Below are 14,271 nucleotides of genomic sequence, written 5' to 3'. Positions count from 1 at the left end.
TGGCTCGGCTTGGGTAAGCCAAGCCATCAACGACACCAACCCTACCGCGGCTGCAAGAATGTGAGGCTTCTTTGTATAAAACACAAATAATGGGGAAGTTTCTTATGACGACTTCAAAGCGAACTTGATCATTTCTTCCACGGTCAGGTTTGCGCCCTCCCGCTTAATAATGGCATCAAGGGTTTTCTCGGCTATGTTCTTCGCGAAGCCTAAGGTTACTAATGCTGATAACGCCTCCTCCCTTGACGTATTGTGCGCCCCAAATGAGACATTTACCGCATCCGGGCCCAGACCTTTCCTGAATTTATCGCGCAATTCCAGAATAATGCGTTGGGCGGTTTTGGCGCCTATCCCTTTCACCTGCTGAATGGTGCGGACGTCTTCGCGCACAATAGCCTGCTGCACTTCCTGCACGGTTAGCGAGGAGAGAATCATAAGGCCCGTATTAGGCCCCACGCCTGAAATAGAAATCAAATGCAGAAAGGCGCTTTTCTCTGCGGGGGTGGCAAAGCCATACAGCGTATGGGCGTCTTCCTTTATATGCTGGTGCGTGTAGAGTCGGCAGCGTTCTCCCTCGGGCAGTTGCCCGTACGTGTTCAGGGAAATACGGAGTTCGTACCCCACGCCTCCTACATCAATAATGACGAAGGTGGGGTCTTTCTGTGCCAGACGGCCATCTAAATATGCGATCATTTGACCAGCGTTGTATGAAGTTAAAACAGATGATTAATAATAACAACTTCTGTTTTCGGGCCTTTTTCACGAAAACAGCCTGAAAACAGAAGTTAGTAAATTGATAATTGGTATAAACCACAACATAGACGGCGATAGAACCCCTACGTAGTGGTACTATTTAGAGTTTTGCCTTGCACGTTTGGGCATCTACCACGGCAATGGCCACCATGTTGATGATCTCCCGCACAGATGACCCTAACTGCAAGATATGCACTGGTTTGCGCATTCCCATCAGGATAGGGCCAATGGCTTCGGCACCGCCGATTTCCTGCAAAAGTTTGTAGGCGATGTTACCAGCGGCCAAACCTGGGAAAATAAGCGTGTTGGCGCCTTCGTTGGCCAGTTCGCTAAACGGATAGTGCTCGCGCAGCAGGTCCTTGTTCAGAGCGGTGTTGGCTTGCATCTCGCCGTCAATGATCAGGTCTGGATAGCGCAGTTTGGCCAGGCGGGTAGCCTCGCGGGTTTTGGTAGGCACCTGCCCGGCGCTGGACCCGAAGTTGGAGTACGAAAGCACCGCCATTCTAGGCTCGCGGTCAAAGAACCGCACATAACGCGCCGTCAGCCCGATGATGTCCACCAGTTCCTCAGCAGAAGGCTGGAGGTTCACGGTGGTATCTGCGAAGAAGTAAGGCTCCTTTTTGTTCTGGATGATGTACATGCCCGCCACCTTGTTCACGCCTTCTTCCACGCCAATCACGTGCAAGGCCGGTTTAATGGTAGAGGAGTACTCGCGGGTAAGACCAGAGATCAGGGCATCGGCCTCGCCGGTCTCCACCATCATACACCCAAAGTAGTTGCGGTCGCGCACCAGTTTGCGGCAATCAAAGAGGGTAAGGCCTTTGCGCTTGCGCTTCTCGTAGAGTAGGTGCGCGAATTTCTCGCATTTGGCGTCTTCCTCGCGTGGGTCAATGATCACGGCGCCGTCCAGCTCCATGTTGAACTCCTCAATCATCTCCTGGATGTGCACGCGCTCGCCCAGCAATACAGGGTACGCCAGTTTCTGCTCCAGAACCGTTTGGGCCGCCTTCAGGATCTTGTAATTGTCTGCTTCGGCGAAGACTACGGTTTTAGGGTTCTGGCGGGCCTGCGTGAGCACGCGGTTCATCAGTTTCTGGTCAATACCTATGCGGGCCTGCAGTTCCTGGTGATAGCGCTCCCAGTTGGTGATAGGATAACGCGCCACCCCGGATTCCATAGCGGCTTTGGCCACGGCCGGACTCACAGTGGTAATCAAACGCGGATCCAACGGTTTTGGGATGAGGTACGTGCGACCGAAAGCGATGGTGTTGTCGCCGTAGGCTTTGTGCACGATGTCCGGCACGCCCTCTTTGGCTAGCTCTGCCAAGGCATACACGGCAGCCAGTTTCATGGCCTCGTTGATCTCGGTGGCGCGCACGTCCAAAGCCCCCCGGAAGATGTAAGGGAAGCCCAGCACGTTGTTCACCTGGTTAGGATGGTCTGAGCGGCCGGTGGCCATAATCAGGTCATCTCGGGTGGCCATGGCGGTCTCGTAGGCAATCTCCGGGTCAGGGTTGGCCAGCGCGAAGATGATGGGGTCTTTTGCCATCAGTTTCACCAATTCGGGCGCTAAAACGTTGCCGGCGCTCAGGCCCACAAACACATCGGCGCCTTCCATGGCCTCGGCAAGGGTGCTGATGTTGCGGGTGGTCACAAACTGGGCGCGGTAGATGTCCAGGTCGTTGCGGTGCGGGTTGATGATGCCGTCCTTGTCAAACATGACGATGTTGTCAATCTTCACGCCTAGTTCCAGGTACAGCTTGGCGCAGGCAATGGCGGCAGCCCCGGCACCGTTGATGACCATCTTGATCTTGTCAATGTCTTTGCCCACAATCTCCAACCCGTTCAAAAGGGCGGCGCTGGAAATGATGGCCGTACCGTGCTGGTCATCGTGCATGAGCGGAATGTTCATCTGCTCGCGCAGCGCATTCTCTATCTTGAAGCTCTCCGGCGCCTTGATGTCCTCCAGGTTGATACCCCCGAAGGTTGGCTCCAGAGACTTCACGATCTGGATGAATTTCTCAGGGTCGGTTTCGTTTATCTCTATGTCAAAGACGTCAATACCGGCAAATTTCTTGAAGAGTACGCCTTTTCCTTCCATCACGGGCTTGGAGGCATCCGGGCCGATGTTGCCCAGACCCAGCACGGCGGTTCCGTTGGAGATCACGCCCACCAGGTTTCCCTTGGCGGTATATTTGTACACATCTTCCTGGTTGGCGGCAATGGCTTTACAAGGCTCCGCTACGCCCGGGGAGTAAGCCAGGGCCAAGTCCATCTGCGTGCTTACCATTTTGGTAGGCACCACCTCTATCTTGCCGGGTTGCCCCTGGCTGTGATAATTCAGCGCGTCTTCCTTGTTGATTTTAATCATGTCCTTCTTGGTAGTGTTGTATGCTATGGGTACTTGCCGCAGAACCAACGTTTGTTGTGCGGGTATTCATTACAAATTGTTAAGATTTTTCTAATTCACCAAAGCGCAGCCGCGATTATGCCGTTTCCGTTTTGGGCCTGTTTTTGCAAAATCACTCAAAAAACAAAAAGCATCCCAAGCCTGAGCCAGAGATGCTAATTATCTGAATCTAACGGAATCAGCCTACAATCAGCTTCATGCCGGGTTTTAACTCGTCGCCTTTCAGTTTGTTTGCTTTTCTCAGTTTCTCCACGCTCACGTTGTTGTACCGTCTGGAAATATTCCAGAGGGTATCACCGGGCTGCACGTGGTGTACAGTCTGCGGTTTCTCCACGGTTGCTTTCTTCTTAGCCGAGGCCTGCTGCTTGGAGGACACCATCACGATGGCGGCGTTCTCCTTGGGCACGTCGTTGGCGTTAGGGCCCGCGTTCTTACCCGTGGAAACCGGCATGTCCTCTGCCGAGGCCAGCAGCGTATTCTCCGCGGCCGGAGCTTCCTTCACGTCCTGCGCGGCTTTGCTTTCTGGTTTGTACATCACCAGTTTCTGGTTCGCCATCAACCCATTACCCGAGATCTTGTTCCAGGCTTTGAGTTGCTCTACCGTTACGTTCTGCTCCTTGGCAATCTTAGACAGATTGTCGTTGCGGCGTACGGTGTAGAAGGTCTTAGTGGCGCTGTCTGTGGAAACAGGATCCGCTTTGGCCAGAATGGTGGTGGGTTCCTCGGTTAAGGCTGGCAGTTTGATCTTGGCCGGGGCCTTGTACGGCGCACGGTAACGGGCCGAGTCCAGGATAGCCAGACGATTCTCCGCCAGGAAAGGACGAACATCCGCCGGAATACGCAGCGGGAAATTAGACACGTTCTCCGGGATGTGCTTCAGCTTCAATGCCGGGTTCAGGTCCACAATCTGGTTTTCGGGCAGGTTCAGCTGCTTGGCCAGGAGTTTCAGGTCCAGCGGCTGACTGATGAGCAACGTATCCACCGCAATAGGTGTCTGTAGGTTGGCTGGGTGCAGGTTGTGGTCCTCGGCGTGGTTCAAGGCGTACACCAGAGCGGTGAAAGACGGAACATATGCGCGCGTTTCTTTGGGCAGATACGGATAAATGCCCCAAAACGTAGTCTTTCCGCCGGAGCGGGTGATCGCTTTTCTCACGTTACCCGGACCGCAGTTATACGCCGCCAAGGCCATCTCCCAACTCCCGAACATGCGGTACAGCTGCTTCAGGAATTTACAGGCGGCCTCGGTAGATTTCTCCGGGTCCATGCGCTCGTCCAGGTAATGGTTCTGCACCAACCGGAAGTCGCGGCCGGTGAAGTCCATGAACTGCCACAGACCAACGGCTTTCGCTGATGATACTGCCTTGGGCAGCAACGCCGATTCTACCACCGCCAGGTATTTCAACTCATCGGGCATGTTGTGCTTGGCCAGGTACTTCTCAAACATAGGGAAGTACATAGGTTTCCGCTCCAGCACGCGGCGCGTGTATTTGCGGTTCCGGATGGTGAAGTAGTCAATCAACCCTCTTACCTGCTTGTTGAACTCCAGGGGAATTTCCTGTTCCAGACAGCTGAGGCGGTCCTGGATGAGTTCATCGGTTTCCACCGGAATGAACTCTACGGAATCAGAAAGTACCTTGGTAGTGTCTTTTACTTGCACCGCTGGAGCATCCAGTGTCGGTATTTCCTGGGCCTGCACGGCAGCGCCCAGGCCTAGTGTAAGTATAAGGCCTGTAAGAAGGGTAGTTTTGCGCATTAGGCGGTTACTTGTGGTTGATGGTTCATCAGTTGTTTAGAGAAGGCCAGTAACTGTTCTTCTCCAAAAGCTTTGGTCATCAGCTGTACCCCAATTGGCAGCCCTGCGGCGTCTGTGCCAATTGGTAACGAAATAGCCGGAATGCCTGCCAGGTTTGCCTGTACCGTATAGATATCCTCCAGGTACATGGCCAGCGGGTCCTTGGTATTTTCCCCTATCTTGAAAGCGGTGGTAGGGGTGGTTGGTAAAATCAGAAAATCGTATTGGCTCAGGAGCTCATCGGTTTTCTCTTTGATCAGGCGGCGTACCTGTTGCGCCTTGGTGTAGTAAGCGTCGTAATAATCAGCGGAGAGCACGAAGGTGCCCAGGATGATGCGGCGCTGTACTTCCTTCCCGAAGCCTTCGGAACGGGTCTTTTTGTACATAGAGGCCAGATCCGTGGCGTTTTGGCTCCGGAAACCGTACTTCACCCCATCGTACCGGCCCAGGTTTGAACTGGCCTCGGCGGTGGTGAGGATATAATAGGTTGGCACAATATAGTCTAAAAAATGGAATTCCACCGGCTCAACCGTATGACCGTCAGCCTGTAAGCCATTCAGCACGCCTTGCACAGCGGCCTTTACCTCGGGGTTCAGGCCCGGGCTCTCAAAGGAATCGCGGATGAACCCGATGCGGGCCGGACGGTCAAAGGTCAGGTTTTGGCTATAGGCAGGAACAGGGCGCTGGCTTACGGTGGCATCGAACTCATCCGGGCCGGCCATTACTTCCAGGAGAAGCGCAGCGTCTTCCACGCTCTGCGTGATCACGCCAATCTGGTCAAAAGAAGAAGCGTACGCGATGAGGCCGTAGCGGGAGATGCGCGAATAGGTCGGTTTCATGCCCACCACGCCGCAATAGGCTGCCGGCTGGCGCACCGATCCCCCGGTATCAGACCCGATGGAAGCTAAACAAAGATCGGCTTGTACGGCCACGGCAGACCCTCCGGAGGAACCACCCGGCACCCGGGAGTTGTCTACTTCGTTGAGGGCAGGACCAAAAGAGGAGTTTTCGTTGGAACCGCCCATCGCGAACTCGTCGCAGTTCTGGCGGCCAATAATGATAGCATCCTCGGCCAGCAGGCGCTGCACGGCGGTGGCGGTGTAAAGGGATTTGAAACCGTTCAGGATTTGGCTGGAGGCCTGTAGCGCGTGCCCTTCGTAGGCCAGCACGTCTTTGATGCCAATCACCATTCCGGCCAGTTTGCCGGCGGTGCCGGCTTGCAATTTGGCATCCACTTCTTCGGCGCGCCGAAGGGCTTCCTCTTCAAACACCTCCAGAAATGCGTTCAGATGACGCTTGGTGTTGATGTTCTGTAGGTAACGCTCTACTAGTTGACGGCAAGAGAGTGTACCTCTGCCTATCTCCTCGCGGATAGCGTCAAGGGATGTATAACGCATGTATTAAACGTTCGGGTTGTTAGGAGTAGTTGGGTTTGGGTTGACAGGCGCGTTGGTGTAAGGCGCATTGTCTTGGTTGTATGGAGCACCGTTGTTGTAAGGTGCGTTGTTGTAATTAGGGTTGTTGTAACCAGGGTTGGGGTTGGTATAGCCCGGAGCGTTGTTATAGTTGCTTCTGTTCTGGTTGTTGGCATGCTGGTCATTGGTGCCAGCGTTCTCAATATCGTTCTTGATTTCCTTGGTAGCATCTTTGAACTCCCGGATACCTTTTCCAAGGCCACGGGCCAGGTCTGGAATCCTTTTGGCGCCAAACAGCAACAGGACGATCAGAACGAGAACAATCATCTCGCCGGTGCCCAGATTTCCGATAAATAATAAAGAGGATAACAACATAGCTGTACTAATAAGGTGTTAAGGATGTAAAATTAGGGTATAATTTCCAATTACTAAGTACTTCAGGTCAAGTTTAAAACGGAGTGGCCTATAGGGTATTTTAAAAGCCCTTATATATTTATAATCCATTTTTAGCCTGTTTTCCAGAAAACACCCGTAAAGGAGCCAGAACCTACGTTTTTACCTCTGCTTCCGGATTTTTGCGTAGGTTTACTTCTGCGTTTAAATTTTTCCCTGTGCTCCGGAAGATTCTTTCTTTTCTGACCTCTTTGTCTACGCTGTGGCTTTTGGTAGGGGTAGCGTGCCAATACGTGCCACCGCATCTGTTCTGGCCGGCAGGTTTCATAGCCATGTCTTTGCCGGGTGCTTTGGTTCTGAACGGAGTTCTGCTGCTGCTGTGGCTGTGGCAGCGCCCGCTCTGGGCCCTGTGGCCGGCCTTGCTCATTTTCCTGTTCTACGGCCAGCACACCCGCTATTTCACCCTCAACACCCCCGATGCCCAGCCCGAGCCCCAGGAGCAGCGCATCACCGTGCTAAGCTACAACGTGCGCGTGTTCAACGTGTACAAGCACCTGCACGCCGCAGACCCGAATTTGCCCGAGAAGGAAATGAAATGGGTGTCTGAGCACCCCGCTGATATCCTCTGTCTCCAGGAATATTATAATGAGAAGGGGGACGCCACCTATGACAGCCGCAAGCGGATTGGCAAACAGCAGAAGCGCGAGAGCTACATAGGCAAAGCCCTCACCAACAAGATCGGGGCGGAGTTTGGTCTGGCCATTTTCTCCAAATTTCCCATCGTTGACAAAGGAAGCGTTTCTTTTGACCGGCCCACCAAGAACCAGGTCATCTACATAGATGTGCAGCTGCCCTCAAAAGACACGTTGCGGGTCTACAACATGCACCTGGAGTCTATGGCCATTGAGGAGAAAGACGTAGAAGCTGCCGTGCAAAGCGAGATTGGCCTCAAGACCAAAGGCCGCGGCATTGCCCGCCGGCTCAAAGGCGGCTTCATTGCCCGCAGCCACCAGGTAGAGCGCCTGGTAGACCACATCCTGTCCAGCCAACACCCGGTGCTGCTCTGCGGCGACCTGAACGACCTGCCCAGTTCCTACACCTACCAGAAGTTGCGCAAGCACCTGAGCAACGGCTTCGAGGAAGGCGGCAGCGGTTTCGGGTTCACCTACAACGGCAAACTCCCCATCCGGATAGACAACCAATTCTTCAGCCGTCCCCTGGAACTCCTCCGCTTCGATGTCCTGGACCAGATCCGCTTTACTGACCATTTCCCGTTGGAATCCACTTACTTGTTAGCTACATCTACTGAAGCTTCTGGGGATTAGGATTAGCATGGGACTTCCCATTTAGGGGCTGTTTTGTGGAAATCAAGCGCTAAACCGTTTTGAGGCTTGCGCCTCACGGCAGTTGCAAACTGCCGGTCATGGTAGGTCCAAGTCACAGACTTGAACCATGGAACTGGAGAGCAGACGCCATTACCAGCAGGTGTAAACACCCCTCTGCGCTCCCCTCAAGGGGAGAATCTCCGCTTAGAAAACGGACATACTGCTAAACACTGTAGCTGTTGAAGGAACCTTTTTCCAGCCTTTCGGTGGAGCGCCTTTGTTTTAGACCTGGTGCCGCAGGCAGGCCAACCGGCCAAGGCCAAAACAGCAGCTCGAGGCCGGAAGGCGGGGCCTCGCGGCCGTGAGCGCTCGGAGCCCAGCCATGAAACAACCAAGCTTATGCATCCACGCAAATACCAGTCCTTCGCCAGCACAAACAGACTACGAGTTCACAAACATATCTAGGGCAAGCAGCTCTCCACAAGCAAAAGCCAATTTACCTCCCACAAAACCATCCACCCAAAAGAAACCATCTTTCTGCCCATTTCTCCTAAAACAAGCTCTAAACGCCACAGCCCTCTTGCTAAATGGCAAAGAAAAAACCGACGAATACGCGCGAACATCGTACCGTTACCACAAGTACCATTTAGTTTTATAATTTTGCCGCATGAACCACCCGTTATCTTTATATAATACCCTCACCCGCACCAAAGAAGCGTTTGTACCCTTGCACAGCCCGTTTGTGGGATTGTACGTCTGCGGACCTACCGTCTACGGCGATGCGCACCTGGGCCATGCCCGGCCTTACATCACCTTTGACGTGATGCGCCGCTACATGCAGTACCTGGGCTACAAGGTGCGCTACGTGCGCAACATCACCGATGTGGGCCACCTGCAGAACGATGCCGATTTTGGCGAGGACAAGATCCAGAAGCTGGCCAAAGCTGCGCAGCTGGAGCCTATGGAGGTGGTGCAGCAGTATACCAATAGCTTCCACCGCGACATGGGCAGCCTGAACGTGCTGCCTCCTGATATTGAGCCCCGTGCCTCGGGCCACATCATAGAGCAGATTGAGATGATCCAGGAGATCCTGGACAACGGCTTGGCGTACGAGTCGAACGGATCGGTGTACTTTGATGTGCCGGCCTATAACAAGGAACACAACTACGGAAAACTCTCCGGGCGAGTGGTGGAAGACCTGCTGGCCAACACCCGCGATAACCTGGAAGGGCAGGAGGAGAAGCGTTCTCCGCTGGATTTTGCGCTGTGGAAAAAAGCATCGGCCAGCCACATCATGCGTTGGTCCTCGCCCTGGTCAGAAGGGTTCCCGGGCTGGCACCTGGAGTGCTCGGCCATGAGCCGGAAGTACCTGGGCTCGCAGTTCGATATTCACGGGGGCGGACTGGACCTCATGTTCCCGCACCACGAGTGCGAGATCGCGCAGAGCCAGGCCAGCAACAGCCATTCAGATTCGGCCCGCTTCTGGGTGCACAATAACCTTATCACCATCAACGGCAAGAAGATGGGTAAATCGCTGGGCAATTTTATCACCCTGGGTGAGTTATTTACAGGCACGCATGAAGTGTTGGAGCAGGCGTACTCGCCCATGACCATCCGTTTCTTTATTCTGCAGGCGCACTACCGCAGCACCCTTGATTTCAGCAACGAAGGCTTGCAGGCGGCCCGCAAAGGCTACCTTAAAGTGATGAACGGCCTGCGTATCCTGGACCAGTTGCAGTACCCCGCCAGTACCGATGCCGTGGACGCCAAAGCCGATGAGGAAATCAAGAAACTGACCGCTGAGCTGTTCCTGCCCCTAAACGATGACCTGAACACCGCCAAATCTATTGCAGCGCTGTTCAACCTGCTTAAGAAAGTGAACAGCATGCACACCGGCGGCTTCAAACTGGAGACCATCTCTGAGGAAACGTTTGAACAGATGCGTGCTCAATACCGTGCCCTGGTGCTGGATGTTCTGGGCCTGAAGGTAGAGCAAACCGCCGATGCGCAGTCTCTGCTTGAAGTGGTGCTGGGCTTTTACAAAGAGGCGAAAGAAACCAAAGATTACGCCAAGGTAGATGCTATTAGGGCGCAACTCAAAGGGCAGGGCATTGTGGTCAAAGACATGAAAACCGGGATTGACTGGGCATATGAAGAATAACATGAAAGTTCTGGCTCTGGGCCTGCTGCTTGCCGCCGCTCTGCCGGCCTGCGACAAAAAAGGAAACACGGACACGGCCACCGTTGAGGCACCTGCCGCAGCGGCGAAGGAGAACGTACCCGCTTTCAACGCAGACTCGGCGTACCAGTTTGTGGCCAGGCAGGTTTCCTTCGGGCCGCGGGTGCCTAATACGCCCGCGCACCGCGCCTGCGGCGATTACCTCATCAGTAAGTTGAAGGGTTACGGCGCCAATGTATTGGTGCAGCCTTTCACGGGCAAGGCTTATGACGGAACATCACTGGATTTGCGCAACATCATGGGGCAGTTCAATCCCAAAGCCAGCAACCGCATTTTACTCGCCGCCCACTGGGATACCCGGCACGTAGCCGATAAAGATTCACTGAACCCCAAAAAACCCATGGACGGGGCCAATGACGGTGCCAGCGGCGTGGGCATTCTCCTGGAGATTGCCCGCCAACTGCAGGCCAATCCGCTTACCGGCAATGTGGGCGTAGACATTATGCTGTTTGACGGCGAGGATTACGGGCAGCCAGACAACACCGGTCCTTACAAAGAAGACACCTGGTGCCTGGGCTCGCAATACTGGGCCAAGAACCTCCTGCCCAAAGGCTACACGGCCAGTTACGGCATTCTTCTGGACATGGTAGGGGCGAAGGGTTCCCGTTTCGCGCGGGAGGAAACTAGCCGCGCCTATGCCGGCGATGTGGTGGAGAAAGTTTGGCGCACGGCCAACCAGATTGGCTACTCAGACTACTTCCCGTTCCAAGATAGCCCCGGCATCACGGATGACCACAGCTACGTCATCCAGCACGCCAACATCCGCATGGCTGATATCATCGCCTACGATCCCAGCAGCCCCGATGGGTTCTTCGGACCGTACCACCACCGCCACACCGATAACATGAACATCATTGACCGCAATACCCTCAAAGCCGTAGGCCAGACCGTATTGCACGTAGTCATGACCGAACAGTAACAGCCAACCACCAGCTGTTTCAAAGCCGTTTTCCGGAAAATACCCGGGAAACGGCTTTTGTTTTTGGGCGGTAGTAATAGCTAAGTTCCCTCACTTTTAGAAGGGTTTGCTTAAGCAGCAGAACAAATTCGAACCATCCATTTGTCATCTTGGAAAGATCTTGTGAGCGAACTAGAAAAGCAGGGATTTACCACCATTTCTATTGGTCTACAAGGTCCTTTTCAGGAGGACAAAAAGGAGATATATGTTTATAAGCCTTGAGTTAATGAAAGTTGCGTATGCCTATTGTAACGCTTATTCCAAATCGCGTTTTAAAGCCGATTTCTTGAAATTAGCCTAAAAAGTGGGTTGCGTATAAGCCAGCGTCACACTTTCCTGCGTCACCTGCAGCGTAGCTTCGCGGCCAACTACCAGCGCCAGGTTGCGGGGCACGTGCCCAACTGGGAAATCAAAGCAGATAGGGTACCCATAGCCAGCGCAATGCTCCAGGACAATCTGCGGCACATCTTTCCCGAAGGGCACAGCCGTGTCATTCATGTCTGAGAACTGACCTACTACCAGGCCGGCCAATCTCTGCAGATGGCCCAGCCGGCGCAGATGCACCAGCACGCGGTCTACGTTGTAGTAGTACTCGCCCACATCCTCCAGAAAGAGAATTTTGCCGGTATAATCCACGTCAGAGGCCGTCCCGATGATGTTATTCAGTAGAATGAGGTTGCCGCCTACCAATTGACCTGTGGCGGTGCCTGATCGGTTATGAAAATTGGCCGGAACGGCATAGGAAAGCGGCTCCTGGAACAAGAGGTGGCGCAGGCTCTCGTCAGCCTCAACAGTGTCTGGTTTGCCCATGAGCAGGGGCATGGTGCCGTGGATGCTTTCTAAACCAAGTGTTTGCAGGTGGCAGAGCAGAGCGGTTACGTCACTGAACCCAATGATCCATTTCGGGTTTTGGGTTAACCGGGAGAAGTCCACTTGGTCCAGGATACGGGTGGTGCCATAGCCGCCCCTCGCCGAGAAGATGGCCTTGATCTGTGGGTTGTCCAGCATCTGCTGGAAATCGGTTCTCCGCAGCTCATCCGGGCCACCCAGGTACCCGTCCTCCGCGCCTACGCTCTGGCCTAAAACCACACGCAACCCCCAAGCCTCCAGCAGCCTGATGCCGTCCTGGATATCCTCTAAGCTCACTTTTCGGGCTAAACAAACTATGCCAACGGCATCTCCTTTCTGTAGGGCAGGTATGGTCACGGGTAAATTCTGGTTAAAATACAGGTCTCCAAAATAAGTAAATCTTTGGGCAAGATGGCTGCCACCCCTTCTTTTTGCGTGGCCCAGCCATTATGATCCGGCGCATTGCTTACGTGTTTGAACCTAAGTTTCTTTTAATTATTCCTTTTTTTCATATTGTATTTGATAAGAGATTAGGGTTATTTAAATATTGAAAATGCTATATACTTAGAAGTAAGTATTGAGTAATACCTTTTGAGAGAAGTATTTTTGGTGTTCTGCCACTGAAGCAAGATGACAGAACAAGTAGAAGAATTGCAGTTTTCCTCCGCCTTTAAATATTTTTCTATGACAAACTTTTACAACAAAAACATGACACACGAGAATTGGCGCAAAGCCTTGGTGCTGGGATTTCTGCTCCTGGCTCTTACCTTAACTAGCTTAGCCCAAAGCAAGAAAAGCTCTCCTGCTTTCAAGAGCTACAGAAAAGCCCGGTCAGAAGCCCAAGTCTCCGGTTCGGGATTACGCACCAAGACCCAGCAAAGCTCCCTCCGCACCGGTACCAGAAGCAGACAGCCGCGTAATGGCCAGGAGTACTTCTGGGAAGAGAGCAACAACACCTGGCGTTTGGGCTATAACCACGCCTATACCTACAACTCGGCTGGCCTGGTTGTGGAGGAATTAGTGACGGAGGCGAACAACAGCAATTTCTCCAAATATGTGACCAAATATGACAGCCACAACCGCATCACAGAAGACCTCCAGTATTACTGGGAGAACAATGCCTGGTTGTTGTATAGCGGCTACAGAACAACCTACACCTATGCCAATGAGAAGATCACGGAAATAGTGTTCCAAAGCTACTATACTGGGGTTTGGGAACAGACCCATAGAGAAGTGTACACCTACAATACCTTAGGCTACCTTGCCGAAGTCACAGAATATGACAGAGAAAATAATGCTTGGGTAGCAGAGGAGAAAACCATAGTAGGGTACAATCAAGGAAGCAACAGACCAATTTCTTTCACTTACCAGGAGTGGGAGAGCAACGCCTGGGTGAACACAGAACGTGATATAGACCTGGTGTGGCACGACTTTGACAACGTAGACATGACCGACTTTGAGGAGTATAATTTGTCTAGCTATACCTACCAGGAATGGGCAAACAATGCTTGGGTGAATGTAGAAAAGGAGACAACCACCTACCAGGCCAACGGCAGCTACGTGCTTATTGACCAGAACTGGGAAAACGGGGCTTGGGTGAATGATAGCCGCACTACCTACACCAATGACGCCAAAGGCAATTTCACGTTAGATCAGGAGGAAGAATGGCAGGTAGACAAGTGGGTGATTACCTACGGGTTTAAGGCTGTTAACACCTACAACGCCACCGATGATCTTACCGAGGTCATTTACCAGGAATGGTCGGCAGAGCCAGGCAGCGCTACTACCGGAAGCTATAAAAATGAATTCCGAATGGTATATACCAACTTCCAGAATGTGCTTTCCTCTAAAGAAGAGTTGAGTTCGTTGGCGGCCTTGGTATACCCTAACCCTGTAGCAAGCAAATTTACCGTGAAATTGGAGAAAACCACCGCCGCCACAGTGAAGGTGTTGAGCCTATCGGGCCAGACGTTGCTTACCTCCAACCTAACCAAGGCTTTGGGCGGGGAGGAAATCAACATTTCTGCCTTACCAGCCGGTACGTATATTCTGCAAATCCAATCCAGGTCTGGGGTTAGCACCCAGAAGATCGTGAAACGGTAAGTACTTCACCCCTGACCAGAACAGGCCCGGTTCC

At 53.0% G+C, this 14,271-nt stretch carries 10 protein-coding genes; 4 read left to right on the top strand and 6 right to left on the bottom strand.

Annotated elements, in window-relative coordinates; translation table 11 throughout:
• Positions 1 to 102: 102 nt before the first annotated feature.
• The 5 genes from ruvA to J3P34_RS22340 form a co-directional block, all read right to left on the bottom strand.
• Positions 103 to 693, bottom strand: a complete 591-nt coding sequence (gene ruvA, locus J3P34_RS05435) for a Holliday junction branch migration protein RuvA (protein WP_210466754.1) — start codon at positions 691 to 693, stop codon at positions 103 to 105.
• Between the two features lie 160 nt (positions 694 to 853).
• On the bottom strand, positions 854 to 3,124 hold the full coding sequence (locus J3P34_RS05430) for an NADP-dependent malic enzyme (protein WP_210486827.1): 2,271 nt from the start codon (positions 3,122 to 3,124) through the stop codon (positions 854 to 856).
• Positions 3,125 to 3,341: 217 nt separating this feature from the next.
• Positions 3,342 to 4,916 carry a lytic transglycosylase domain-containing protein gene (locus J3P34_RS05425; protein ID WP_210486825.1) on the bottom strand — a complete coding sequence of 525 codons (1,575 nt, stop codon included), beginning with the start codon at positions 4,914 to 4,916 and terminating at the stop codon, positions 3,342 to 3,344.
• Positions 4,916 to 6,352 (bottom strand): Asp-tRNA(Asn)/Glu-tRNA(Gln) amidotransferase subunit GatA, encoded by a 1,437-nt coding sequence (gene gatA, locus J3P34_RS05420; protein WP_210486823.1) that lies wholly within the window; start codon positions 6,350 to 6,352, stop codon positions 4,916 to 4,918. Before gatA ends, J3P34_RS05425 begins: the two co-directional genes overlap by 1 nt.
• 3 nt (positions 6,353 to 6,355) lie before the next feature.
• Positions 6,356 to 6,745, bottom strand: a complete 390-nt coding sequence (locus J3P34_RS22340; RefSeq protein WP_210466750.1) for a Sec-independent protein translocase subunit TatA/TatB — start codon at positions 6,743 to 6,745, stop codon at positions 6,356 to 6,358.
• A 236-nt stretch (positions 6,746 to 6,981) separates the two neighbouring features.
• Here J3P34_RS22340 and J3P34_RS05410 point away from each other — a divergent pair, with 236 nt between their 5' ends.
• From J3P34_RS05410 to J3P34_RS05400, 3 genes are all read left to right on the top strand, one after another.
• Positions 6,982 to 8,088 carry an endonuclease/exonuclease/phosphatase family protein gene (locus tag J3P34_RS05410; protein WP_210486821.1) on the top strand — a complete coding sequence of 369 codons (1,107 nt, stop codon included), beginning with the start codon at positions 6,982 to 6,984 and terminating at the stop codon, positions 8,086 to 8,088.
• A gap of 667 nt (positions 8,089 to 8,755) precedes the next feature.
• A complete protein-coding gene (cysS, locus tag J3P34_RS05405; RefSeq protein ID WP_210486819.1) occupies positions 8,756 to 10,249 on the top strand; it encodes a cysteine--tRNA ligase in 1,494 nt (497 codons plus the stop codon).
• 1 nt (position 10,250) lies between these two features.
• A complete protein-coding gene (locus tag J3P34_RS05400; protein ID WP_246853542.1) occupies positions 10,251 to 11,246 on the top strand; it encodes a M28 family peptidase in 996 nt (331 codons plus the stop codon).
• A 336-nt stretch (positions 11,247 to 11,582) separates the two neighbouring features.
• Here J3P34_RS05400 and J3P34_RS05395 read toward each other — a convergent pair whose 3' ends face one another.
• Complete coding sequence (locus J3P34_RS05395) at positions 11,583 to 12,491, bottom strand: S66 peptidase family protein (RefSeq protein WP_210486815.1); 909 nt, start codon at positions 12,489 to 12,491, stop codon at positions 11,583 to 11,585.
• A gap of 351 nt (positions 12,492 to 12,842) precedes the next feature.
• Between J3P34_RS05395 and J3P34_RS05390 the strand changes: the two genes are divergently transcribed.
• On the top strand, positions 12,843 to 14,237 hold the full coding sequence (locus J3P34_RS05390; protein ID WP_210486814.1) for a T9SS type A sorting domain-containing protein: 1,395 nt from the start codon (positions 12,843 to 12,845) through the stop codon (positions 14,235 to 14,237).
• The last annotated feature ends 34 nt before the right edge of the window (positions 14,238 to 14,271 follow it).

It is taken from the genome of Rufibacter aurantiacus, from assembly GCF_017916345.1.
Lineage (GTDB): Bacteria > Bacteroidota > Bacteroidia > Cytophagales > Hymenobacteraceae > Nibribacter > Nibribacter roseolus.
The sequence above is the reverse complement of the archived record's forward strand: the minus strand, read 5'-3'. Positions and strand labels throughout refer to the sequence as shown.